This is a genomic window from Actinopolyspora xinjiangensis, from assembly GCF_900104475.1.
GTDB classification, from domain to species: domain Bacteria; phylum Actinomycetota; class Actinomycetes; order Mycobacteriales; family Pseudonocardiaceae; genus Actinopolyspora; species Actinopolyspora xinjiangensis.
The window spans coordinates 100,804-125,336 of sequence record NZ_FNJR01000002.1; the positions used below are offsets into that span (position 1 = coordinate 100,804).

The 24,533-nt window shown below is 68.2% G+C and carries 18 protein-coding genes and 2 pseudogenes; 12 read left to right on the forward strand and 8 right to left on the reverse strand.

The features are described from left to right. Positions 1 to 51: 51 nt before the first annotated feature. The gene (locus BLQ75_RS03205) at positions 52 to 1,125 is read right to left on the reverse strand and encodes a peptidoglycan recognition protein family protein (RefSeq protein WP_092597532.1); all 1,074 of its coding nucleotides are present in this window, start codon (positions 1,123 to 1,125) and stop codon (positions 52 to 54) included. A 256-nt stretch (positions 1,126 to 1,381) separates the two neighbouring features. Between BLQ75_RS03205 and BLQ75_RS03210 the strand changes: the two are divergent. Together BLQ75_RS03210 and BLQ75_RS03215 are read left to right on the forward strand one after the other, a co-directional pair. Next, positions 1,382 to 2,222: pseudogene (locus BLQ75_RS03210) on the forward strand (IS5 family transposase). Between the two features lie 28 nt (positions 2,223 to 2,250). Further along, positions 2,251 to 3,054, forward strand: a pseudogene (locus BLQ75_RS03215) (IS5 family transposase). 683 nt (positions 3,055 to 3,737) lie between these two features. On the opposite strand, the gene BLQ75_RS03220 reads toward BLQ75_RS03215, so the two are convergent. From BLQ75_RS03220 to BLQ75_RS03245, 6 genes are all read right to left on the reverse strand, one after another. Next, positions 3,738 to 5,261 carry a nucleobase:cation symporter-2 family protein gene (locus tag BLQ75_RS03220; protein ID WP_170837297.1) on the reverse strand — a complete coding sequence of 508 codons (1,524 nt, stop codon included), beginning with the start codon at positions 5,259 to 5,261 and terminating at the stop codon, positions 3,738 to 3,740. 168 nt (positions 5,262 to 5,429) lie between these two features. Continuing rightward, positions 5,430 to 6,320 (reverse strand): factor-independent urate hydroxylase, encoded by an 891-nt coding sequence (pucL, locus tag BLQ75_RS03225; protein WP_092597535.1) that lies wholly within the window; start codon positions 6,318 to 6,320, stop codon positions 5,430 to 5,432. 7 nt (positions 6,321 to 6,327) lie between these two features. Then, positions 6,328 to 6,678, reverse strand: coding sequence for a hydroxyisourate hydrolase (uraH, locus tag BLQ75_RS03230; protein ID WP_170837298.1), 351 nt, complete (start codon positions 6,676 to 6,678; stop codon positions 6,328 to 6,330). Beyond that, on the reverse strand, positions 6,675 to 7,202 hold the full coding sequence (gene uraD / locus BLQ75_RS03235; RefSeq protein ID WP_092597538.1) for a 2-oxo-4-hydroxy-4-carboxy-5-ureidoimidazoline decarboxylase: 528 nt from the start codon (positions 7,200 to 7,202) through the stop codon (positions 6,675 to 6,677). The genes uraH and uraD overlap by 4 nt, the downstream gene beginning before the upstream one ends. A 318-nt stretch (positions 7,203 to 7,520) precedes the next feature. Further along, positions 7,521 to 7,877, reverse strand: coding sequence for a helix-turn-helix domain-containing protein (locus tag BLQ75_RS03240; RefSeq protein ID WP_092597541.1), 357 nt, complete (start codon positions 7,875 to 7,877; stop codon positions 7,521 to 7,523). An 8-nt stretch (positions 7,878 to 7,885) separates the two neighbouring features. Continuing rightward, positions 7,886 to 8,140 carry a thiamine-binding protein gene (locus BLQ75_RS03245; protein WP_092597544.1) on the reverse strand — a complete coding sequence of 85 codons (255 nt, stop codon included), beginning with the start codon at positions 8,138 to 8,140 and terminating at the stop codon, positions 7,886 to 7,888. A 160-nt stretch (positions 8,141 to 8,300) separates the two neighbouring features. Here BLQ75_RS03245 and BLQ75_RS03250 point away from each other — a divergent pair, with 160 nt between their 5' ends. The 10 genes from BLQ75_RS03250 (at position 8,301) to tsaD (ending at position 23,146) form a co-directional block, all read left to right on the forward strand. Beyond that, positions 8,301 to 9,098: a hydroxypyruvate isomerase family protein gene (locus BLQ75_RS03250; protein ID WP_092597547.1), complete on the forward strand. Its 798-nt coding sequence runs from the start codon at positions 8,301 to 8,303 to the stop codon at positions 9,096 to 9,098. Between the two features lie 253 nt (positions 9,099 to 9,351). After that, positions 9,352 to 10,230, forward strand: coding sequence for a 2-hydroxy-3-oxopropionate reductase (locus BLQ75_RS03255; RefSeq protein WP_092597550.1), 879 nt, complete (start codon positions 9,352 to 9,354; stop codon positions 10,228 to 10,230). A gap of 321 nt (positions 10,231 to 10,551) precedes the next feature. Then, a complete protein-coding gene (gene gcl / locus BLQ75_RS03260; RefSeq protein WP_092597553.1) occupies positions 10,552 to 12,246 on the forward strand; it encodes a glyoxylate carboligase in 1,695 nt (564 codons plus the stop codon). Between the two features lie 211 nt (positions 12,247 to 12,457). Then, positions 12,458 to 13,582 carry a glycerate kinase gene (locus tag BLQ75_RS03265; protein ID WP_092597556.1) on the forward strand — a complete coding sequence of 375 codons (1,125 nt, stop codon included), beginning with the start codon at positions 12,458 to 12,460 and terminating at the stop codon, positions 13,580 to 13,582. Between the two features lie 539 nt (positions 13,583 to 14,121). Beyond that, positions 14,122 to 15,495 (forward strand): allantoinase AllB, encoded by a 1,374-nt coding sequence (gene allB / locus BLQ75_RS03270; protein WP_092597559.1) that lies wholly within the window; start codon positions 14,122 to 14,124, stop codon positions 15,493 to 15,495. After that, the gene (gene alc, locus BLQ75_RS03275; protein ID WP_092597562.1) at positions 15,492 to 16,661 is read left to right on the forward strand and encodes an allantoicase; all 1,170 of its coding nucleotides are present in this window, start codon (positions 15,492 to 15,494) and stop codon (positions 16,659 to 16,661) included. Before allB ends, alc begins: the two co-directional genes overlap by 4 nt. Positions 16,662 to 16,894: 233 nt before the next feature. Next, complete coding sequence (locus BLQ75_RS03280) at positions 16,895 to 20,725, forward strand: glycoside hydrolase family 2 TIM barrel-domain containing protein (RefSeq protein ID WP_092598341.1); 3,831 nt, start codon at positions 16,895 to 16,897, stop codon at positions 20,723 to 20,725. 119 nt (positions 20,726 to 20,844) lie between these two features. Continuing rightward, the gene (tsaB, locus tag BLQ75_RS03285; RefSeq protein ID WP_092597565.1) at positions 20,845 to 21,549 is read left to right on the forward strand and encodes a tRNA (adenosine(37)-N6)-threonylcarbamoyltransferase complex dimerization subunit type 1 TsaB; all 705 of its coding nucleotides are present in this window, start codon (positions 20,845 to 20,847) and stop codon (positions 21,547 to 21,549) included. Continuing rightward, positions 21,546 to 22,082, forward strand: a complete 537-nt coding sequence (gene rimI, locus BLQ75_RS03290; RefSeq protein WP_092597568.1) for a ribosomal protein S18-alanine N-acetyltransferase — start codon at positions 21,546 to 21,548, stop codon at positions 22,080 to 22,082. Before tsaB ends, rimI begins: the two co-directional genes overlap by 4 nt. Then, positions 22,079 to 23,146 carry a tRNA (adenosine(37)-N6)-threonylcarbamoyltransferase complex transferase subunit TsaD gene (gene tsaD, locus BLQ75_RS03295; RefSeq protein ID WP_092597571.1) on the forward strand — a complete coding sequence of 356 codons (1,068 nt, stop codon included), beginning with the start codon at positions 22,079 to 22,081 and terminating at the stop codon, positions 23,144 to 23,146. The genes rimI and tsaD overlap by 4 nt, the downstream gene beginning before the upstream one ends. Before the next feature lie 424 nt (positions 23,147 to 23,570). Here tsaD and BLQ75_RS03300 read toward each other — a convergent pair whose 3' ends face one another. Continuing rightward, positions 23,571 to 23,900 carry a hypothetical protein gene (locus BLQ75_RS03300; RefSeq protein ID WP_092597574.1) on the reverse strand — a complete coding sequence of 110 codons (330 nt, stop codon included), beginning with the start codon at positions 23,898 to 23,900 and terminating at the stop codon, positions 23,571 to 23,573. Positions 23,901 to 24,533 lie beyond the last annotated feature (633 nt).

Sequence of the window (24,533 nt, forward strand, 5' to 3'; positions counted from 1 at the left end):
CTCGGGTACGCGCACCGCCGTGGGAAGATCCGCTGTGCCAGGTGGAGCGAGTCAGCCGACAAGCTCGTCCCAGGTGCGGGCGTCGACCACACCGTTGCCCCGCAGCCCCCGCTCGGACTGGAACGTGCGCACCGCCGACTCGGTCACCGGGCCGAAGACCCCGTCCACGGTCGTGCCGAGCCGGTGCTGCACCGCCCGCACCGCGGGACCGCTGTCGCCGTACGTCCGTTCGCGTACCGCCTGGTTCCAGGTCTGGTTGCCCGCAAGTCCGTCCACGATGGCGCCGGTGGAGCGCTGGAAGTCGCGTACCGCTCCCTCGGTGGCGGGGCCGTAGATCCCGTCGGTGGTCAGCGTGGCGCCGTGCTCGTTGAGCAGGTACTGCAGCACGCGCACCCGCTCGTCCTCGTCACCGGAGCGCAGCAGCGGCCAGCTCACCCCGGTCGGGTCGCCGCCGACCGAGGCGGCCACGTCGGTACGCAGCTGTCCCAGCAGAGCGTAGAGCCGGTCACCGGGACAGCCGGTGGCGTTGAAGTCCCGGTGACCGTATATCTCGTAGGGTTCGATGGCGTAGGCGGTGCACAGCGCCGAGCACAGTCCGACCAGTTCGTCGTACTGAGTGCTCGGGAACGCCACGTTGTCGTAGGTGCCCTCGTTCTCGATGCCCACGGCCAGCCTGTTCTGCCCGCTGGTGTGCGCGCTGACGACGTGGCGGCCACCGTCGCGGAAGGCGGCGAGGCTGTGGTGCCTGCCCTCGGTGATGTGTCCGCCTCGGCTGAGCGTGAAGTGCTGGCCGGTGTCGGTCCAACCGTTGTGGTCCATGTGGTGGTCCTGGATGGACCTCGCCAGCTCGAAGGCGTGTGCCCGGGAGTGGTCGGTGCTGTTGGGCGTGGCGGTGTGGTGCACGATGATCTTGCGGGCCGGACGCGACAGCAGCACCAGCTCGTTCCGGGGCGGGCGCGCTCCCCAGGCGTCGGTGCTCGCGATGTCCGGTTCTCGCGTGGTGGGCGGCGTGCGCGCGAGTGCCGTGCCGCCGAGCAGTAGTCCGGTGGTTCCGAGCAGCGTGCCGCCCAGCAGTGCTCGCCGAGTGGTCTCGTTCGGTGCGGCGCCCGGTCGTCTCTCGGACATGGTCTCGCTCCCGCCGTCGCGATCGGTGGTCGAGGATTTTCTCGTTCTCGAACGGGCGGAGTGAATTCTTCCCACCGACGTGGGAGGTGACAAGGATCAGTGCGGAGTTTCGGGAGGAATACCGCCGGCCGGCCGAGTTTCCTGCTCCGGGCGGGTGAAAATGATGCACCGAAACGATTACATTTCGTGTGTCTTCCTTTTTGGTAGGATTTAAGACCGTGTCTCAGTTGGTTGTGTGAGGGTGTGGTGATCGTGGGTGACGGATGAGCTGTCGCGTCGGTTGGTGCGGCGGCGAGTTGTGGGTGTTGGTCGAGCCGTTGGTCCCGCAGGCGGGGGTGCTTCCGTAGGGTGGTGGCCGGGCCCCGGCGGAGGTACGGTCGGTGTTCACCGCGATCGTGTTCGTGGTCACCAGCGAGTGTGCTTGGCGACATCTGCTCCCAGTGTCGGGGTGAGTATCCCGAGGAGCGCATCGGTGGTTCCAACGCTGGACATGCGAGGAGATCTGGCGCAGGCTGCCTCCAGCGGTGCTGGACGAGCTGGGTGGTTCCGGACAGCTGGACTGGTCCCGAGCGATCGTGGACGCGGCCAGCGTCCGCGCGAAAAAGAGGCTGGCCGACCGGCCCCAATCCGGTCGACCGTGGAAAACTCGACAGCACGATCCACATCGCCACGGAACGGGGCGACATCCCCCTGTCGGTGGGGGGGTCGGCGGCCAATACCCATGACAGCCACGCTCTGATCCCTCTGGTGCTGGCGATCCCGCCCACCCGTAGCCGACGTGGGCCGCGACGGTTCCGTCCAGACAAGCTGCACGCCGACAAAGCTCCTCCGACCATCCCGAGTTACGTCGCTGGCCCCATCGGCATTCCATCACCGCTCGCATCGCCCGCCGCGACCTTGACACTTCGACCACCCTCGGACAACATCGGTGGGCCGTCGAACGCACCGTCTTCTGGCTGTCCGGCTACCGACGACTGACCACCCGATACGAGCGCTATGGCAACCACGTCGCCGCCTTCCTCGCTCTCGCCGCCACCCTCACCTGCTACAAAAACTCACCAAATGAGACACGTCTAAGAGGGTGTCTTGATAGGTGATGTGGCGGCGCTGGCATGGTGATCATTCGTGGATGAGCTGTCGTGTCGGTTGGTGCCGGATGAGTTGTGGGCTATCGCAGCACTGTTGCTGCCGGAACACGGAGTCCGTCAACAAGGTGGCGGGCGTTGCAGGGCCGGTGACCGTGCGGTGCTCACGGCGATCGTGTTCGTGCTGACCAGCGACTGTTGCTGGCGGCGGGTGCCACTGTCGTTCGGGGCCAGTGTGCCGACCGCGCACCGACGGTTCCAGGAATGGACCCAAGCCGGAATGTGGCGGCGTCTGCACTGGGCCGTGCTCGACGAGCTCGGCACCGAGGGCGAGCTCGCTTGGGCCCAGCAAGCGTGGATGGGGCCAGCGTTCGTGCGAAAAGGGGGGATCTGCCACCAGGACGAACCCTGTCGACCGAGGCAAGACCGGGTCGAAGTTGCACATCCTGACCGAGGCGAACGGACTGCCGCTGTAAGTGGCGGTCTCCGGGGGAAACACCCACTACATGAACGCCCTCACGCCTCTCGTGCACGCGATCCCGGACGTGCGGTCGCCTCGCGACCACGACGCCGCAGGCCAGCGAAGCTGCACGCCGACACAGGTTACGACTATGACAAACTACGTCATTGGCTGCGCCACCGGAACATCGTGCCACGCATCGCCCGCACCGACGTCGAATCCCACACCAAGCTCGTACGCTACCGCTGGCGCGTCGAACGCAGCTTCTTCTGGCTACTGAACTACCGCCGCTTGGCCGTCCGTTGGGAACGTACAGCCAGCAACTTCACCGGATTCCTCACCCTCGCCGCAGCACTGACCTGCTACAAGAATATCTCCAAATGAGATGCCGCTCTAAGCGGTATTCATTTTTTCTTGATCTTTCCCTTGGTTGGTTTTCGTCTGGCATGTAGCCGAAAATAAAGGGCCGCGCCGAAACAGATGATGGTCAGTGTCAGCGCTGCGTAAAGTATGGGGTTTACATATACGGGAATCATTTCCATTCTGGTTCCGTCCTCCCAGATGCACTTCGAGCTCAGTATTGGGAAGTATTGTTCTTTGATTTCGAGGAAGTCGCCCTCGCCTCGGTGGGGTTGCCATCTGGGCTGGTTGCACACTTCTTTCTGTTGAAAAACGATTAACTCACCACCGGCTCGGAACAGCATCATGTGAGCTGTCGAATAGAAGAGTGTCCCAATCTCGACGAGTGTGAATGTGGGGCGCCGAAAAATTCGTTTCCCTGCCCCCAGTAGGTGTACGATAATTAGGAGATCCAGCGTTAGCAAAACCGGAATCAGTAACGGCGACAAGATAATAGTTGTGAATATTATTTTTCTGTTACTTGTTCGAATATCACTGTTTCTATTTTACTTCAAGGCACACGCGAAGCGGGGATCCGGTCGTGGGAGACCGGATCCCCGCTTCTTCGGCAGCGCCGCACTTCTCCGGGGCCTCATCGGGCGGTGTGCCGGATCAGCACCCGATGGTCGGCGGACGCGGATCAACGCACCCGGGAGCGCGGTTCGGCGTCAGCTGGTGCGTTCGGTGTCCTGGGCGATGCTGTCGGGCCTCGGGGCGGGAACCGGACCGGCCTGGGGGCCCGCTACGCCCACCTCCTCGGGGGCGGTCGTGTCGGCCTGGACCGCGGCGGCCACCGGCTCGCCCCCGGTCTCGTCCGCGGCAACGGGGTGCTCGTCCTGATCGGAACCGCGAGTTCCGTTGAACAGCAGGTTCAGCGCCAGCGCCGCCAGGCAGCCGGTGCTGATACCGGAGTCCAGCACGGTGCGCAGCGCGGCGGGGAAGTGCTCGTAGAACTCGGGGGAGACGATCGGGATCATGCCGACCCCTATGGCGCCCGCGACCACCAGCGAGTTCACCGGGTTACCGAGGTCGGCCTTGCCCAGCGTACGCATCCCGCTGGAGGCGACCGAGCCGAACAGCACCAGCGCCGCACCGCCGAGCACCGGCTGCGGGACCAGCGAGACCACGGCGCCGACGATCGGGAACAGGCCGAGCATGATCAGCACGCCACCCGCGGCGGCCACGACGAACCGGCTCTTGACCCTGGTCAGCGCGACCAGCCCGACGTTCTGCGCGAACGCGCTGCAGGTGAATCCGCCGAACACCGCGCTCAGCGCACTGCCCGCGCCGTCGGCACGCAGCCCGGCCGCGATCGTCCGCTCGTCGGCGGGGCGGTCCACGATCTCGCCCAGCGCGATCATGTCCGCGGTGCTTTCCATCATCGCCACGAGCATCACGATGCAGATGGAGATCGTCGCCGTGAGGCTGAACGCCGGAGCGCCGAGTTCGAACGGCATGGGAACGTCGAAGATCGGCGCCTGCGCGAAGGTCGAGCTGTCCACCGCGCCCAGCGGCCACGCCACGAGGGTTCCGATGACCAGGCCGATCAGCAGCGCGATCCGGTTCCAGAAGCCCTTGAGAAACCTGTTGAGCAGCAGTACCAGCACGAACGTCCCCGCCCCGAGGCCGATGCGCAGCGGGGAGGCGAAGTCGGGGGCCTCGGTGTCGTTACCGGCTATCCAGCCGATAGCCACGGGGAACAGTGACAGTCCGATGAGCGTGATCACGGTGCCGTTGACCAGCGGCGGGAAGAAGCGCACCAGACGTGAGAAGTAGGGTGCCGCGATGAAAGCCAGGATCCCGGCGATCAACACCGAACCGTATACGATGGACAGTGCCTGTTGCTGGTCGTGCTGCGCGACGATGGCCAGGATGGGCGCGACCGAGCCGAAGGTGACGCCGTTGACGAACGGCATGCGCGCCCCGACCCGCCAGACTCCGACCGCCTGCAGCAGGGTCGCGATCCCGGCCGTCAGCAGGCTCGCGCCGATCAGCAACGTCATCCTGAGCGGGTCCAGGCCGAGCGCCTGGCCGATGATCAGTGGGGGTGCCACCACGCCCGCGTACATCGCGGCGATGTGCTGCACACCGTAGGCCAGCAGTTTGCCCGGCGGAAGTACCTCGTCCACCGGATGGGCGTCCTGTCTTCCGTTTCTCGTGCCGCGATTGCGCCTTCTGATGAACAGGGGCATAGGGTACTCCTGGGCCGCGGAGGAAATGTGGGTTAGCTAAATCAATTCTCTGCGAAATCTCGAATCAGGCGTTGCCGTCGAGTAACGGTGTAGTTTCCGAAAAAACCAGGGGGAGAAGTTGAAACAAGGGGGGCCGCCGGTTGTTTTCCGGCGGCCCCGGTGGTGGAATCAGAATTCCGGAAGGCTGTACCAGGCCTTCGGTGCCTCTTCGACGTCGTCGCGGCTCACGGTGCCCTCGATGAGGCCGTAGGGCCGGTCGGCGGCGAAGAAAACCTCGTTCTCGTTTTCCAGACCGAACTGCTGCATGTCCACCAGGAAGTGGTGTTTGTTCGGCAGCGACATGCGTACCTCGGCCACCTCGGGGTGCTTTTCCAGCACCGCCTTGCCCATCTCGTACAGGCTCTGCTGCAGCGCGTAGCTGTGGGTGGTGGCGAATGTTTCGAGCATGGTTTCCCGGACGGACTCGAAGCTCTTCGCCCAGTCCACGTCGGTGTGCAGGTAGCGCCAGCGTGCCGTCACCGCCGTGGCCAGGATTCGGTCATCGGTCTCGGCCAGCGTGGTGAAGCGGTCCTTGGGGTAACCCCAGAACTCCGAGCCCGTGGACTTCAGCACGACCAGGTCCTTGAGCCCGGAGACCACGTGCGTCTCCGAACCGTCGATGGTCACGGCCGTGGTGCGCTTCTCGTCGCTGGAACGCGCGAACGAGTGGTCGTGGCCGGTGCCGGAGACCGGGATGCGTTCCCAGGCGTACTCCTCGATGAGGATGCGAGCGCCCTTGACCGGCTCCTGGGTGTCGATGAAGTGTCGTCCGAGCCGCGTGGCGAAGTCCTCGATCTCACCGACCGGCTGCTCCTTGGCCAGGGCGTAGACCGTGTTCTTCTGGGTGTCGGTCGGCAGCACCTTGGCGTTGTCGCCGGTGTAGTGCGTGTCGTCGAAGTCACCGCGCAGCGCGGTGCTGACGTTGAGGTCCTTGATGGTGTGCCTGCTGCTGTCCCGGTTGATCGTGACGATGCGGCACTCGGACTTGCCGTACTGGTTGGGGCCCATGACGATGCCCATGAGCTGATCAGCTCCCTCGGTAGGTGGAATATGCGAACGGGCTCAACAACAGCGGCACGTGGTAGTGCTGCTCCGAATCCGCCAGGCGGAAGGTGATCTGCACCTGGGGGTAGAAGGAGTCGATGCCCAGTCGTTGGAAGTAAGCCGCCGTCTCGAAGGTCAGCCGGTAGGTTCCCTCGGTCAGCCTGCTCGGTCCGAGCCGCTTGACCCTGCCGTCCTCGTTGGTGACGGCCTCGCCGACCGGGGTCCAGCCGTCCTGGACCGCCTGCTCCAGCGAGACCTCGATGCCCGCCGCGGGCAGTCCCCGCGAGGAGTCCAGGACGTGGGTGGTCACGGCACTCGTGGTTGTCTCGCTCACGCTTCGATCACTCTCGCCAGCCGTAGTCTCGCGATCTTGCGCAGCTCGTCGGCGACGACGCGCAACTCGGTAACGGGGTCGTTGTCCAGTCGGGAACGCAGGATCTCGAGGAGTTCGGGACCGCTGCGTCCGCTCGCGCACACCAGGTAGACGTGGCCGAAGCGGCGCTCGTACTCCTCGTTGGCCTCGGCCAGTTCCACCGCCAGCTTGGTGTCGTCCGCGTCGACCCCGGACTGCTCCCGGCGCGACCACGAGGCCGAGGTGTCGTTGCCGGTGGACCGTTGGCCGATCCGGGGATGAGCGGCCAGTGCCGAGTGGATCTCCGACTCGCTGAGCTCGGCCGCCGCGCGGTCGGCCACTTCGTAGAGTCGCGTGTCGGATTCGTAAGGCCGGTTGTCGGCGATCTCGTTGGCCCAGCGCTGCACGTCGAGGCAGGCCAGCAGTTTCTTGACGAGTTCCGGGCGGGGCAGGCTGTTCAGCCTGGCCAGGCCCGGGCCGGTTCCGGTGGAAGATGGTGCTGACATCGGTGTTCCCCACGGATTCGCGTGGTCGTTCTCCTCGGGTTCACCTGGATGTTCCCTCGGAGCGGTTGGTGGCAAAAGTTAAGTCCGGCCACGTGGAGGTGTCAACACTTTGTTGAAATCTGCTGGTCCGCACTGTGCGTTCGCACAATGATCGCAATCGGCTCGCGGGGGCTTCGACCGAATCGCTCGATTAGGGACGCCCGCGTTCGGTGGTGAGGCGCTGCTCCGTACGGAGCAGCGCGGAGTGCGCGGCCGTCCGACGGGAGCCCGCCGCTTCGGCGGTGGTTCCCCGGGAGGGTGTCGCGCGACGGCGACGGTTCAGGAGCGCTCCCGGTTGAGGTAGTTGTACACGGTGAAGCGACTGACGCCGAGTTTCTTGGCGACCGACTCCACCGACTTGCGCAGTGTGAAAGCGCCGCGCTCCTCCAGCAGGCGCACCGCGCGCTGCTTGTCGGCCCGGGAGAGGTCGGGCAGGCTCGCGCCGAGTTCGGACTCCACCTGCGCGATCAACCGGTCCAGTGCGCTGGTGAGCTCCTCGCTGGGCAGCCGCACGGCCACGGCCGGGTTTCCCTCCCAGTAGAGCAGTACGTCGTCGGGTCTGCGCTCCTCCACCGGCACCGCTCTGGCGCCGATCCGGCTGAGCAGTGGTTGGATCGCGGAAGTCAGCGGGTGCACGTGAAGCCTCAACCGTCCAGGGGTGTGTCGTCGACGCTGACCTGCATGGTTATCCGGTCCGCGCCCGCCTCCAGAGCTCGTTCCAGCACCGCCGACAGGGCGGGCAGCACTGCTTCCCGGTCGCCGCTGATGGCCGTTCCCAGCGGTCCGAAGTCCGGCTCCAGGCCGGATTCGCGCAGCGCGTCCCGCGCCACGGCGGCGTGTGCCGGTGGTTCGCCCTCGCCCTCGAACGGTTCCGTCGTGAACTCGGCTCTCAGCCTCATCGAGTACCTGCCGTTTCCGCTCGGGCTGTTCGTACGCGCCATCACGGTAGCCCGCCGGGGCGAGAGGTGTTGACCCTGTCGTGGTCGCTCAGTATTCTATCGCTGTACGAAATAAAACTTTCACTTAGTGAAAGTAAAGGTGACTCAAGGGGGCACACGGATGCATCGCTTCCCGTACGCAGTCAACACGTCGATCCTGTTCAGCGAGCTCGACGTGTTGTCCCGGCCGGCCGCGGCCAAGGCGGCGGGCTTCGACGCCATCGAGTTCTGGTGGCCGTTCTCCGAGGCCGTGCCCGGTGACGGGGAAGTCGACAAGTTCGTCCGCGCCGTCGAGGACGCGGGCGTCTCCCTGGTGGGGCTGAACTTCTTCGCCGGGGACATGCCCGCCGGCGACCGGGGCGTGCTCTCGCACCCCGCTCGGTCCACCGAGTTCCGCGACAACGTCGACGTGGCCGTGGGGATCGGCGCCCGGCTGGGGTGCACCGCGTTCAACGCCCTCTACGGCAACCGGCTCGAGGGAGTGCGGCCCGAGGAGCAGGACGCCGCCGCCGTGGAGAACCTCACCGTCGCGGCGAAGGCCGCCGCACGCATCGACGGCACCGTGCTGATCGAACCGGTCAGCGGCACCCCGAGCTACCCGCTCAAGAAGGCCGACGAGGCGGTGGCCGTCATCGACCGCGTGTGGGAGTCGGGTGGGGTGGACAACCTGCGTCTGCTGTTCGACCTGTATCACCTGATCACCAACGGTGACGACCCCGAGGCCGCCATCGACGAGCACGCCGCGCGGATCGGACACGTCCAGATCGCCGACGCCCCGGGACGCAACGAGCCCGGTACCGGACAGGTCGACTTCGACCACTACTTCGCCAAGCTGCAGCGCGCTGGTTACCGCGGTTACGTGGCACTGGAGTACAAGCCCAGCGGGACGAGCGCCGACAGCTTCGGCTGGATCTACTGAGGGTCAGCGAGGCGGCTTGTCCGGGGGCCGGTTAGCCGGCACGTGAGTCGGCGCCTTGCCGCGTTGGGCCGGCTGGTGAGTAGCGACCTGCGCGGCGAGCGGCCCGGCCTCGCGATGCATCCGACTCACGCACCGGGGACACCCGCGCCGCGACCCGCACGGCCGCGTCCCGACAGCTGCCCCGGCACGACGATTTCGCGGGAAATCGCCTGTGAGAGTGAACTCGAATACTTCAGTGACGAGAGGAAAAACGATGACCAAGGTAGGATTCGTCGGACTCGGCATCATGGGTGGACCGATGGCGGCCAACCTCGTCGACGCCGGGTACGAGGTCACCGGATACAACCGCAGCAGCGCCAAGGTCGAGAAGCTGGTCGCGGCGGGAGGCAAGGGGGCGAGCACCATCGCCGAGGCCGTCTCCGACGCCGAGGTGATCGTGACCATGCTGCCCGACTCGCCGGACGTCGAGAGCGCGGTGCTCGGCGACGACGGAGTGCTGGCGCACGCCCCGGACGGTGCCCTGCTGATCGACTGCAGCACCATCCGCCCCGAGGTTTCGCGCGCGGTCGCCGAGCAGGCCGCCAAACAGGGCGTTCGGGCGCTGGACGCCCCGGTCAGCGGCGGGGAGCAGGGTGCCATCGACGGTGCGCTGTCCATCATGGTCGGCGGTGAACCCGACGCGTTCGAGGCGGCCTCCGGGGTGTTCGACGTGGTCGGCAAGACCGTGGTGCACGTCGGGCCGGCCGGTTCGGGCCAGACGGTCAAGGCCGCCAACCAGCTCATCGTGGCGGGCAACATCGCGCTCGTCAGCGAGGCCCTGATGTTCCTGGAGGCCCAGGGGGTCGACACCGAGTCGGCCTTCCAGGTGCTCGGCGGCGGGCTGGCCGGGAGCAAGGTGCTCGACGCCAAGAACAAGGGCATGCGCGAGCGCAGCTTCAAGCCGGGATTCCGCATCGAACTGCACCACAAGGACCTGGGAATCCTGCAGAGCGCGGCCCGCGAGTCCGGGGTGGCCACCCCGGTCGGGAGCCTGGTCGCGCAGCTCATGGCGGCGGCCGTGGCCCAGGGGGACGGCTCGCTGGACCACTCCGGGCTGTTCCGGCAGATCGCCCGGCTCAGCGGCAAGGAGTGACCGGTGGGAGGGACAGCGGCAGCGCGGTCCGCGACTGCCGGGTCCCGGAACCGTCGATCGACGACTCCGGTGGGAGGGGTGGCTCCAGCGCCGCCAAGCATCCGGGCCACCCACCCGTCGGAACAACCACGGTGCGGGAGCGGACGCCCAGCCGTCGCCCCGCGTAACGCGGTGCGGAGACTTCCGCACCCGGCACGGCCGGACGACCGACTGTCGTTTCCGGCCCCACACCGAGTGTCACCGAGGCAGGTTCGCACTCCGAGGCACCGTCGAGCAACCGTGCCGCCGCGAACCCGCCGCATCGGAGAGGTAGTGCATACCATGCCGAAGGTTCCCGTCATGCAGGCTGTCGTCGACGTCCTCGAGTCCGAGGGGATCGACGTCGCGTTCGGCTGCCCAGGTGCGGCCATCCTGCCGCTGTACGCGGCCCTGGAGCACCGCGACATCGAGCACCTGACCGTGCGCCACGAGGAGGGCGCCACCCACATGGCCGACGGGTGGGCCCGCACCAACGGCAACGTGGGGGTGGCCATCGGGACCTCAGGGCCCGCGGGCACCAACATGATCACCGGGCTCTACACCGCCCAGGCCGACTCCGTACCGATCCTGTGCATCACCGGCCAGGCCGTTTCCAGCAAGCTGCACCAGGAAGCCTTTCAGGCCGTCGACATCGTCGAGGTCGCCCGGCCGGTCACCAAGTGGGCCGTGCAGGTCAAGGAGGCCGCCCAGGCACCGTGGATCTTCCGGGAGGCGTTCCGGGTGGCCCGTTCCGGCAGGCAGGGCCCGGTGCTGGTCGACCTGCCGCTGGACGTCCAGCAGCAGGAGATCGAGTGGGACCCCAGCATCGACGCGCCGCTGCCGGTGCAGCGGGTGGAGCCGTATCAGCCCCGCGTGGAACGCGCACTGGACATGCTGCAGCAGGCGGAGCGCCCGCTGATCCTCTCCGGTGGCGGTGTGGTGCTGGGTGAGGCCCACGAACGGCTGCGCGAGCTCGCCGAGCTGCTGGGTGTCCCGGTCCAGGTCACGCTGATGGGCAAGGGGTCGTTCCCGGAGGACCACGAGCTGTGGGCCGGTATGACCGGTATCCAGACCAGCCAGCGCTACGGCAACCAGTCCTTCATGGAGTCCGATCTGGTGCTGGCGCTGGGCGCCCGGTTCGGGGACCGGCACACCGGGGCGCTGGACGTCTACAGGGGACAGCGCCGGTTCATCCACGTCGACATCGAGCCCACCCAGCTCGGCAAGGTCTTCGGGCCCGACCTGGGGATCGTCTCGGACACCGGCCCGTTCCTGGACGCGCTGCTGGAGACGGCCAGGCGGCGCTCGGCCGCTCCCCGGTTCCACGCCTGGGTCGACCGGGTCAACGAGCTCAAGAAGACCCACACCAGGCCGGACGACTACGACAGCGTCCCGATCAAGGCCCCCAGGGTGTTCCGGGAGATCAACGAGATCTTCGGGCCGGACACCTACTTCACCACGGCGATCGGGCTGTACCAGATCTGGTCCGGGCAGTTCCAGCGCACCCACAAGCCGAGGCACTACCAGGTGTGCGGCCAGGCCGGTCCGCTCGGCTGGGAGATCCCGGCCGCGATCGGGGTGAAGTCGGCCGAACCGTCGGCCGAGGTCGTCTCGGTGGTCGGCGACTACTCCTTCCAGTTCCTGGTGGAGGAGCTGGCGGTGGCCGCGCAGTACGACGTGGGCTTCGTGGTCATCATGCTCAACAACGAGTACCTGGGCCTGATCAGGATGGCCGAGCAGGGCTACGGCATGAACACCGAGGTCGACCTGCACTACGACGAGCACGGCACCGACAACGTGAAGGTGATGGAGGCCTACGGCTGCTCCGGTCGCCGCGTGTTCGACCCGGCCGAACTCGGCGAGACCATCGAGTGGGCCCGCAAGGAGGCGGTGGCCACCAGCAGGCCGGTGCTGGTCGAGGTGATGATCGAGCGCGAGGCGAACACGGCCAACGGGGTTCGCATCGACGCGATGAACGAGCCGGAGCCGGTCGACTGACCGCGGGCCGCCGGTGCGGCGGCGCCTCGCGGGAGTCCGCGGCGGGGCCGCACCGGTCGTCCCGACGGTCGAAGTGACGACCACCAGACCGGGGCTCGGCCGGGAGGCCGCGTCCCGGGGTGCCCCCCGCCTCGGTGCCGGGCTTAACTGGCGGGGGGCGCCCCTTCCAAACGTTCGTGGCTTGCTGCCAGCCGAAGATGCGGAGCGTGTTGTGACTGGTCATGTTCTCGTCGCGCCGGACAAGTTCAAGGGCTCGCTCTCGGCGGCCGAGGTCGCCGACGCGGTCGCCGTCGGGTTGCGTGGCAGGATTCCCTCGCTCGATGTTCGTCGGGTTCCGGTCGCCGACGGTGGCGACGGCACCGTGCGCGCGGCACTGGCCACCGGCCGGTTCGAGCGGCTGCCGGTACGGGTGACCGGCCCCACCGGCAGGAGGGTGGAGGCGGAGATCGCGGTGAATCGCACCACGGCGGTGGTCGAGCTCGCCTCGGCGTCCGGACTCGCGCTGCTCGCCCCGGGGGAGTTCGATCCGCTGCGGGCCTCCAGCCACGGAACGGGTGAACTGCTCACCGCGGCCCTGGACGCCGGGGTGCGCGAGATCGTGCTGGGCGTCGGCGGCAGTGCCTGCACCGACGGTGGGGCCGGCATGTTGGCCGCACTGGGTGCCCGGCTCACCGATTCCGGTGGCCGGTCCCTGTCGCCCGGTGGTGGGGAGCTCGAACGACTGGCCGGGATCGACCTGTCGGAGCTGGATCCACGACTGGCCGATGTGGACCTGGTGTTGGCTTCCGACGTGGACAATCCGCTGACCGGCCCGTCCGGGGCCGCGCACGTCTACGGTCCCCAGAAGGGGGCGGGGCCGGAGGAGGTGCGGCGGCTCGACGCGGCGCTGTGCAACTTCGCGGAAGTCCTCGGCCGGGCCACCGGGGAGTCCGCCGCCGACCGGCCGGGAGCGGGCGCGGCGGGCGGAGTGGGCTACGGCGCCCTGACCGCGCTGTCCGCGAGATTCCGCTCCGGCAGCGACGTGGTGCTCGAACTCGTCGGTTTCGACCGCGACCTCGCGGGTGCGGCGCTGGTGGTCACCGGGGAGGGCGCGCTGGACGAGCAGACGCTGCGGGGCAAGGTCCCGGCCACCGTGGCCGCGCGGGCCGCCAAGGTCGGTGTGCCGACCGTGGCCGTGGCGGGCAAGTGCTCGCTGTCCGAACACCGGCTGCGGGGTGGTGGTTTCTCGGCCGTGTACGCGCTGGCGCACCTGCAACCCGATCCGGGGCGCTCGATCCGGGGGGCGGCCTCCCTCCTCCATCGAGTGGGCGAGCACATCGCCGACGACTTTCTGTGATTCCCCGGATCAGGCAGGGTGGTCGCGTAGCCGGCACGTGAGTCGGCGCCTTGTCGCGTTGGGCCGCTCTTGAGTGGTGACCTGCGCGGCGAGCGGCCCGGCCTCGCGATGCATCCGACTCACGCCCCTGAGGTCCCTGCGCTGCGATCCGCACGGTCGCTTCCCGGCGGCGATCTCGGGGCGCCGCGATTTCGCGAGGAATCGACGTCCCGCGCGGCGGTGTGCCCCGGCTGGTGTCGATTTCCCGGGTGGGTACTGGGAACGGGTGCGAGGGCGGTGGGACGGTACGGTGCCGAGCTCCCACCACCCTCTCACCCCGGCACTGCCGCGGGTTCTCGCGTGCGGCTCTCGCGAGGACGGTCACGACGTTGTGTAGGTCGCTTACCCGATGTCGGGGCACCCGCGCCGGGAGCCCCGTGGGAGGTTCCGCCGCGCGACCAGCTACGCCAGCCGAGTGAGTGTGGTTGGGCCGAAGGGGTTGACCGTTCGGCGGAGAGGGTTCAACATTTTGTTGAAAATCGAGTTGGGAGGTAGTCGCGGTGGTCGAACCCGCCAACTCCTCCGCCCCGGAATTCGACGTCGTGTTCCGCGCGCGGAGGCTGATCGGTCCCAGCGGGGAGGTATCCGGCAGTGTAGGCGTCAGGGAGGGACGCATCGCGGCCGTCGAGGCCCTCGACGCCCCGATGCGGGGCGCTCGCACCGTGGAGCTCGCCGAGGACGAGGTGCTGCTTCCCGGGATGGTGGACAGCCACGTGCACGTCAACGATCCCGGCCGCTCCGAGTGGGAGGGATTCCCCACCGCGACCCGCGCGGCCGCGGAGGGCGGCATCACCACGATCGTCGACATGCCGCTGAACTGCCTGCCGCCGACCATCGACTCGGAGTCGCTGGAGGTCAAGCGCAAGGTCGCCGAGAACAACGTGCACGTCGACGTCGGCTTCTGGGGCGGTGCCGTGCACGGCAACCTCGACGAACTGCGCGGGCTGCACGAGAGCGGTGTCTACGGTTTCAAGTGCTTCCTGCTGCACTCCGGCGTCGACGAGTTCCCGCCGCTGGACTCCGCCGAGCTGGAGCGGGCGCTGCGCATCGTCGCGGAACTGGACGCGACCATGATCGTGCACGCCGAGGACTCCGAGGCCATCGAACACGCTCCCAGCGCGCACGGTGAGAACTACCGCGACTTCCTGGCCTCCAGGCCGCGTGGTGCCGAGAACATGGCCATCGCCCAGGTGCTCGAACTCGCCCGCCGCACCGGCGCGCGGGTGCACATCCTGCACCTGTCCTCCTCGGACGCGCTGCCGATGATCGCCTCGGCGCGTGCCGACGGGGTGCGGGTGACCGTGGAGACCTGCCCGCACTACCTCTCCTTCGTGTCGGAGGAGATCCCGGACGGCGCTACCCAGTTCAAGTGCTGCCCGCCCGTGCGGGAGGCGGCCAACCGCGAGCTGCTGTGGCGCGGACTGGCCGACGGCACCATCGACTGCGTGGTCAGCGACCACTCGCCGTGCACTCCGGAGCTCAAGCGGCTGGACATCGGGGACTTCGGCGTCGCATGGGGCGGTGTCTCCAGCCTGCAGCTCGGGTTGTCCGCCGTGTGGAGCCAGGCCAGGCTCCGCGGCTTCGAGCTGTCCGACGTCGTCTCCTGGATGTCCTCCGGGCCGGCCAGGGTCTCCGGGCTGCGTGACAAGGGGGCGCTGGCGGTTGGTTCCGACGCGGACCTGTGCGTGTTCGCTCCGGACGACGCCTACGTCGTCGACGCGGACAAGCTCCACCACCGCAACGCGGTGAGCGCCTACCACGGGCGAGCGCTGGCCGGGACGGTGAGGTCCACCTGGTTGCGCGGCAGGCAGATCGCCGGGCCGGAGGCCGACACCACCCCAGCGGGCGAGTTGCTCAACCGAGGAGAAGCATGAGCCGGAACCAGGAGCACGCCAACGACGACCCGTACCGCTCGTCGCTGCCAGACCTCGCCTCCCGGATATACGGAGGTTCGGCCGCGTACGCCAACGACGAGTTGTTCGCCGAGCGTGAGAACCTCCTCAAGCCCGAGGAACCCACCTACCAGCCATACAGCTTCGGCCACAAGGGACAGATCTACGACGGGTGGGAGACCCGCAGGCGCCGCGAACCCGGCCACGACCACGCGATCATCCGGCTCGGTCTTCCCGGCCTGATCCGCAGGCTCGTCGTCGACACCTCGTTCTTCAAGGGCAACTACCCGCCGGAGGTGTCGGTGCAGGGCTGTGCTGTCGAGGGGTACCCGGACCCGGCCGAGCTCGAACAGGCGGATTGGGAGGAGATCCTGCCGCCCAGCCCGGTCGAGGGGCACACCCGCAACGTCTTCGACGTGGACCCGCCGCACCGCTACACCCACGTGCGGCTGTGCATGCACCCCGACGGCGGCATCGCCCGCCTCCGGGTGCACGGTGAGCCGGTCGCCGATCCGCGCTGGATCTCCGACCGGTTCGACCTGGCGGCGCTGGAGAACGGCGGACGGGTCACCGGTTGCAGCAACATGTTCTTCTCCTCGCCGTCGAACCTGTTCGCGCCGGGACTGGCCCGCGTGATGGGCGAGGGCTGGGAGACGGCGCGCCGCAGGGACGACGGCAACGACTGGGTCTCGGTTCGGCTCGCCGCCGCCGGAACCGTGGAGCGCGCCGAGGTGGACACCAGCCACTTCAAGGGCAACGCGCCCGGCTGGGCCTCGCTGTCCGGTTGCGACGCCCGCGAGGCCGACCCGGACGATCCGGCTTCCTGGCGCGAGCTGCTGCCGCGCACCAGGTTGCAGCCGGACACCTGCCACCGGTTCCGGCTGCCGGTGCGTACCGAGGTCACCCACGTGCGGCTGGACGTGTTCCCGGACGGAGGGATGGCCCGGCTGCGGTTGCACGGGCGGGCGAGCGAGGACGGGTCGCGTCATCTCGTGACGCGGTGGTTCAACCGACTGCCGCCGAGCCAGGCGCGAGCGGTGTTGACCGGTGAGGCGGGACTGGACGCGGCGGCGGCAGCGGCGTTGTCGGCGCGGCGGCCGCTCTCGGAGGAGGAGGCGTTGCCCACCGAGCTCACGGCTCTGCTCTGATCTCCGCGAGCGGGGCTTTCCGAAACCACGGGCGCCGGGGACGGACGACAATTTCTCGCGAAATCGCTGTGCTTCCGGTGTCCGTATCCCGCCGGTACTGCCCTGTTCGGGCGGTATCGGCGGGATGAAGCTTGACCTGGTCCGGCGAATCGGACAAGATCCCTCAGCAACAACACAGTGACAAACACGAAAAAACAAGATTACACACTGTGTTGTTGCTGAGGGAGGTGCTCATGAGCGCGAGACGTGGCTTACGTCCCGCGGGCTGGTTGGCCTCGACAACGGCGCTGGCCGTCATGGCCGTGCTCGCGCCCGCCACAGCGCAGGCGCGGCAACCGGACGGTCCCACCGATCCCGCCACGGTCGAGTCCTACCTGGAGGACCCGAGCCGGGTCGGGGAGAACCAGCTGCCACACCACGCTTATCTACGCCCCTACGACAACGCGGAGCAGGCGCTGCGCTCCGCGCGGCAGGACACGGCGGCCGAACAGGACCGCCCCACCCGCTGGACCAAGTCGCTGGACGGCCAGTGGCGGTTCCGCTACGCCGACCACTACCGCGAGCTCCCCGAGGGCTGGCAGCGGGGAAGACGCACCGCGCGGTGGGACGACATCTCCGTACCGGGGGTCTGGCAGCAGCAGGGCTACGGCCACCCCATCTACCGCAACGTCTCCTCCGAGATCTCGCCGTACGATCCGCCGAAGGTGCCGGACGACGTGAACCCGACCGGTGCCTATGTGCGGGAGTTCCACCTGCCCAAGAACTGGGACGGCAGGCGCCAGCTGCTGCGCTTCGAGGGCGCCACCAGCGGGAACTTCGTGTGGATCAACGGCGACTACGTCGGCTACGACCAGGGTGGCTACACCCCGGCCGAGTACGACATCAGCCGGTACCTGCACCCGGGCAAGAACACCATCGCCGTGCGGGTGCACCGCTGGAGCGCGGGCAGCTACCTGGAGAACATGGACTTCTGGCACTTCTCCGGGATCTTCCGCAGTGTGCGCCTCTACAGCGTACCGCGCACCCACATGTCCGACGTCACTATCCGCACCGACCTCGACGACTCCTACACCGACGCCACCCTGAGCCTCGGTGTGGACCTGAGTTCGCTCCGGGGCGGCACTGTCGGACAGCACCGCGTGCGCGCCGCCCTCCACGGTCCCGAGGGCGACCGGGTGGCCGGGCTCGAAGGGGCCACGGAGGTCGACGGTGGCGGTGCCCGGATCGACCTCAGCCGTGAGATCGAGGACCCCGAGTTGTGGAGCGACGAGAATCCCGCGCTCTACACCGCGGTCCTGGAGCTGCTCGGGCCCGACGGCGAAGTGCTGCAGACCACCCAGCAGCCGGTGGGCTTCCGCGAGGTCACCACGAAGGACAGGCAGATCCTGCTCAACGGCGAGCCCGTGAACCTGCGCGGCGTGAACCGGCACGAGCACGACCCCGAGACCGGGCGCACTGTCAGCCGTGAGCGGCAGCGCCAGGACGTCGCCCTGATGCGACGCAACAACATCAACGCGGTACGGACCTCGCACTACCCGAACGACCCGTACTGGTACCGGTTGGCCGACCGCAACGGGCTGCTGCTGGCCGACGAGGTCGACACCGAGACCCACTACCGTGAGAACTGCTCGGCCGCGCCCGAGCGGGACTGCCTCGCCGACCGGCCGGAGTGGCAGGCGGCCTTCGCCGACCGGTTCGACGCGATGATGGAGCGCGACAAGAACCACCCGAGCGTGATCATCTGGGACACCGGTAACGAGGCCGGTCTCGGCGAGGCGCACTACGACATGGCCGAGCACGCCAGGGCCGTCGACCCGACCAGGCTGCTCTACCACCAGGCCAACAACCACGGCGGCGACGCGCCCTACGCGGATGTGGCCGGGCCGCGCTACCCCTCACCGGGGGCGTTGAAGGAGATCGCCCGCACCGAGACCAAGCCGGTCGTGATGGGCGAGTGGCTGCACGCCATGGGTAACAGCCTCGGCCACTACGAGGACATGTGGAACACGATCCGCAGCGAGCCCGCCCTGCAGGGTGGATTCGTGTGGGACTGGGTCGATCAGGGTCTGTCGCGGAAGCTGCGGATGCTGCCCGACTCCTCCGGCAACGACATCCCGGTGCACGTCAACGGCAACCCCTCACTGGTGGAGGGGGTCGAGGGCAAGGCGCTGAAGCTGTCCGGGATGGACGACTGGGCGCAGGCCTACCGCGATCCGAAGCTCGGCATAACGGGTGAGGAGGTCTCGCTCGACATCCGCGTCAAACCGCTGTCCTGGGACGGTTCCAACACCTTCCTGGCCAAGGGCGACAAGCAGTGGGCGTTGCAGATGCCCGACCGGAACCACGTCGAGTTCTTCGTCTACGGCGAGGGCGGCTGGCACACCGCCAGGGTGGAGGTCCCCGACGACTGGTGGGGCGACTGGCACCGCCTGACCGGCACCTACGACGGTTCGAAGGTACGGCTCTTCCTGGACGGTGAGCAGGTGGCGGCCGAGTCCTACGACGGGAAGATCGCGCACAACACCATGTACACCGTCACCGTCGGCCGGAACCAGGAGAAGCACCGGGACAGCTTCGCCGGCCGAACCGCGCACGCGGTGGTGGACAACGCCCGGATCTACGACAGGGCCCTGCCGCCTGAGGACATCGCCTCCGGCGCCGATCCCGCACAGCGGGCCGTGCTCGCGCTGAACTTCGACGAGCAGCGGGACGCGGGGAAGTACGAGACCTACGGCGCCTCGCAGTTCGTGGTCAACGGCCTGATCAACGCCGATCGCACTCCACAGCCGGAGCTGAAACAGCTGGCCTACAGCCACGCCCCGATCCGGTTCGACACGGTCGAGGGGGCCGACGACGCCGCCGACGGGCGGTTCGTGGTCCGCAACCTCAACCACACGCTGAGCACCGACGCCTACGAACTGCGGTGGAAGCTGGTATCCAACGGCGAGAAGATCGCCGACGGGCCGGTGGACGTGACCGTGGGGCCGGGCGAGAGCGAGCGCGTCGACCTGGACCTGCCGAGCGCGGGCGAGACGGAGCGCTTCCTGGTGCTCACCGCCCAGCTGCGGGAGGCCTCCCGTAGCATTCCCGCGGGGCACACCATCGCCTCCGAACAGCTCGCGGCAGGCGGGAAGCGGGCCCCGGCGGCGCCGGGCGGCGACCGCGAGCGCGCTCGGGACGCGGCGGCGCCGTCGGTGCGGCGGACCTCCGAGGACGTCCGGGTACGGGGCTCCGGGTTCCAGTACTCCCTCGACCGCTCCGAGGGCACGCTGAGCTCGTTGTCCGCGGACGGCACCGAACGGCTGCTGGCCGGCCCCGAACTCGACGTGTTCCGCCCGCCGACCGGCAACGAGTGGAGCAACTGGAGCGGAGTGAACCCCGAGGCGCGGTTCCGCGAACTGGGCCTGGACCGGCTGGAGACCGAGGTTCGTTCGGTGCGGGTGAGCCGTTCCGACTCCGGGGAGGCGAAGCTGGTCGTCAATACCCGTTCCTCCGCCCCCGACGTTTCCGGTGAGGGTTTCGACAGCCGGTGGACCTACCGGATCGACGCCTCGGGAGCCGTCGAGCTCCAGCACCGGGTCGAGGCCTACGGCGAGCGGATGCGCTCGTTGCCGTGGCTGCCTCGCGTCGGGATGTCGCTGCGGGTGCCCGAATCGTTCGGGAACATGACCTGGTACGGCCGTGGCCCCGGCGAGTCCTATCCCGATCGCAAGGACGCGCAGCACATCGGCCGCTGGTCCTCGACGGTGGACGAGCAGTGGTTCGACTTCCTCCCGCCGCAGGACAACGGTGTCAAGGTGGACACCGAGTGGGTGGAGCTCTCCGACGGGAACGCGGGGCTGTCGATCTCCGGGGACTCGTTGGCGGTATCCGCCGACCGGTACTCCAACGCCGAGCGGACCGACTTCGCCCACCAGCTGCGCGAGGACCGGTTCATCACGCTGCACGTCTCCGACGCCGTCACCGGTCTCGGTGACACGCCGAACCCGGTACGGGACGAGTACCGGGTGCGGGCCGACCGCCCGCACACCTACTCGGTGGTGCTGCGCCCCACCGGCAGGTGAGTGATGACCAGGGGCCGCTGGAGCGAAGCACCGCTCCGGCGGCCCCGTCGCGCGTTCGGGGTGTGCCCGCCCCGCCCCGATGAGGGCGATGACCTGGGGCTGAAGTATTCTGAGGAACTGTGCTCGTCATCGCGTTGGATACCTCGACCCCCGCGGTAACCGCGGGACTGGTCGAGCTCGCGGATTCCCGACCGCACTCCCTGGCCGAGCGCGTGACGGTGAATCCGCGCGCCCACGGTGAACTGCTCACCCCGCAGTTGCTCGACGTCCTCGCGGAAGGCGGCCATCAGCTGGGTGAGGTGGACGCGATCGTCGTCGGCGCGGGTCCGGGGCCGTTCACCGGACTGCGGGTCGGCATGGTCACGGCCGCCGCGCTCGGACACGCCTCAGGGACTCGGGTCTACCCCGTCAGCAGCCTGGACGCCATAGCCGCGCGAACCGATGGTGACTCGCCGCTGCTGGTGCTGACCGATGCCCGACGCAGTGAGGTCTACTGGGCGACCTACGGGGGCAGGAAGGCCCACGGTGCGCGTGAACGGCTGACCGCTCCGGCCGTGGACCGGCCCGAGGAGCTTCCCGCGCGCCTGGAGGGGATGCGTCTCGAGGTGGCCGCGGGCGAACTGGCCTCCCGGCACGCCGCCGACCTGGGACTCCGGGCCGTCGAACCGGCCTATCCCACCCCGGAGGGCATCGTGGCGGTGGCGGGCGACGAGGTGCGTTCCGAGGCCGACCCCGCGCCGCTGGTGCCGATGTACCTGCGCAGGCCGGATGCCGCCACGCCGGGACCACCGAAGACGGTGACGGCCGAGCGGGGGAGGACGTGACCCGGAACCAGGACCCCGACGCCCGGGGCGGTACGACGGCGGGGCCGACCGAGCCCTTCGTCGCGAAACTCCGCAGGCGCGATCTCCCCCGGTGCGCCGAGCTGGAGCGGCTGCTGTTCCCCGACGACGACCCGTGGCCGGAGCGCGCGTTCGCGGCCGCTCTGGACGGCGGGGACTACTACGTGGGTGCCTACGACTCCTCGGACCGGCTGATCGGGTACGCCGGGTTGGCCCTCGTGGCCCGTCCGCCGCATGCCGAGGCCGAGGTGCACACCATCGCTGTGGACCCGGATTACCAGCGCAACGGGGTTGGCAGGACACTGCTGCGCAAGCTGTTGGCCCGTGCCGACGAGCAGCGGGCGCAGGTGTTCCTGGAAGTGCGTACCGACAACGATTCCGCGATCGCGCTTTACCAGGAGCACGAGTTCGAGGTGGTCGGCAAGCGCGAGCGCTACTACCGGCCGTCCGGTGCCGACGCCTACACCATGTGGCGACCGGCGCGTTCGGCCGAGCAGGAAGGTGGAGCGGTATGAGTACGGATGGTGGCCCCGGCCGGCTCGTGCTCGGTATCGAGACCTCGTGTGACGAGACCGGAGTCGGGCTGGTCCGGCTCGCCCCGGACGGGTCGGTGCGGTTGCTGGCCGACGCCGTGGCCAGCAGCGTGGAGCAGCACGCGCGGTTCGGCGGAGTGGTACCCGAGATCGCCAGCAGGGCTCACCTGGAGGCGATGGAACCCACGGTGCGGCGGGCGCTGGACGAGGCGGGCATCAAATTGTCCGAAGTGGATGCTATAGCGGTGACCGCCGGGCCGGGGCTGGCCGGTGCGCTGATGGTGGGGGTGTCGGCGGCGAAGGCCTACGCCGCCGCGCTGGGAGTGCCGCTCTACGGCGTGAACCATCTGCTCGGTCACGTCGCGGTCGACACCCTGGAACACGGCCCGCTGCCCCCACGCTGCCTGGCCATGCTCGTCTCGGGTGGGCACACTCAGCTGCTGTCGGTGGCCGGTATCGCCGACGAGGTGACCGAGATCGGTTCCACCATCGACGACGCGGCGGGTGAGGCCTACGACAAGGTGGCGCGCATCCTGGAGTTGCCGTACCCCGGTGGGCCGCCGATCGACAGGATGGCTCGCGAGGGCGACCCCAACGCCATCGCCTTCCCGCGCGGACTGACCGGTCCCCGGGACGCGAAGTTCGACTTCTCGTTCTCCGGGCTGAAAACCGCCGTCGCCCGATGGGTGGAGCAGGCGCGCGCCACGGGCAAGCAGCTGCCGATCGCCGACATCGCCGCTTCGTTCCAGGAGGCGGTGGCCGACGTCCTCACCGAGAAGGCCGTGCGGGCCGCCGTGGAGCTGGGGATGGACACGATGGTGCTCTCCGGCGGGGTGGCGGCGAACTCGCGGCTGTCCGGGTTGGCGAGAGAACGCTGCGCCGAGGCGGGTATCACCCTGCGGGTGCCGCGTCCTCGATTGTGCACCGACAACGGCGCGATGATCGCCGCGGTGGGCGCGCACGCGCTGGCCAACGGAACCGAGCCGTCCCCGCTGGGGCTGTCGGCCAATCCCGGAATGCCGGTGGACACCGTGGTGCTGCGCTGAGGACTTCGGTTGTCCGGCGGGTTCGGTCCGGGTGGTCGCGACCGTGATCGTCCGCCGGAGTCGTCCGGCCTCGAATGCGCTCCGCGCGGCCGCGAACACCTCCGGAGCCGAGAGATCACTCCGGACAACGGGAGATCCGGTTCCGGTTTCGGACCACCACGTTGTCCACATCGACGCACTCGAGCACTTTGGCGGTGGGAGACACGCGTGGCCAGCGGCCCGTCCCGTTGTTCCACGTAGCGGTGAGCTGTCGCCATATCTCCTGCGAAGACCGGCCGAACCGGAAGTGAGCCGCCGGTGGGGCTGCGGTGGGCGTTTCCGTCGGATGGCGGACTCCGCCGCCTCGAAGTCGCCTCCGTGCTTCGGAAAGCGTGGGCCGGGGCGTGGTCAAGGCGTGACCGCCCCCGGCCGCACCGTCACCGCGTCAGCACTGGCCGAGTTTCCGCCAGTCGTCGACGTAGAGCTTGTCGGCGCTCGCGTATCCCACCGAAGTGTGGGCTGTCCGTATCTTTATCCACATGTCCACGCTCAGCTCGTGATAACAGAAAGCAGTGATCGGTTCGTGTCTGACGCAGAGTCCGATCGGAGGAGATCTCCGGGTGGGGCGTTCCCAGATCAGCGTGTCCTCGAGACAGTAGCCGGTGGTGCTCTCAGCCGGAGTCGTCGTGTTCTCCACGGGCTGTGCGGCGGCGGCCGCCGGGAAGAGGGTGGCCGAGGCCGTCAGCATCGCGAACAGCATCGCGGTCTTTCGCATTCGTCGTGTTCCTTTCCGTGTTGTATGTTCCTCTTTGGTTTCACCCGGAGGAACCAGGGTCACCGGGTGCGTCTTTTTTCTGAGACGAGTGCCGAGTCGTCGTGAACTCTGCTTCGTCCCGCCCCGGAGCGCCGTGTTCCCCGTAGATCCGGCGGAAGAATTGTAGGCGCGGAGTGGTGTCTCCGTGTCGGGATGTGATGTCGGCACGATTCCGAATTCGAGCGGTGGTGTCGTTGGGATGGGACGAATTATTTTTCATGTTTTCGGTGGCTCGGGGCTGGTTCTGTTCGATATTGTTGCGGTGTTGCTCAGGGGAGCAGTGTTCCGTGGATTCCGGCAAGGGGTTTTTCTCGCTGCCACTCGGGCAGGTGAGGCGAGTCGCCCGCGCGGACTTGTGAGATTCTTTTTGTCGGAGGGGAATCCGGATGGTCCGGGATTCGTTCGCCTGTTGGTTGTTTTGTTTCATCCGGCAGGGCAAGGACTCTGCCCTGATTGGTGGAACACGTTGTTACGTGAAGTGGCCCGGTTTCCCGCTGGGACGAATTTCTCGACCCGATCGAGTTCCGACGGTCGCGTGATGACCGTTCGGGAGCGCTGGAACCGAGCGGTTCGAGGTCAGAGACGAAGGGCCCC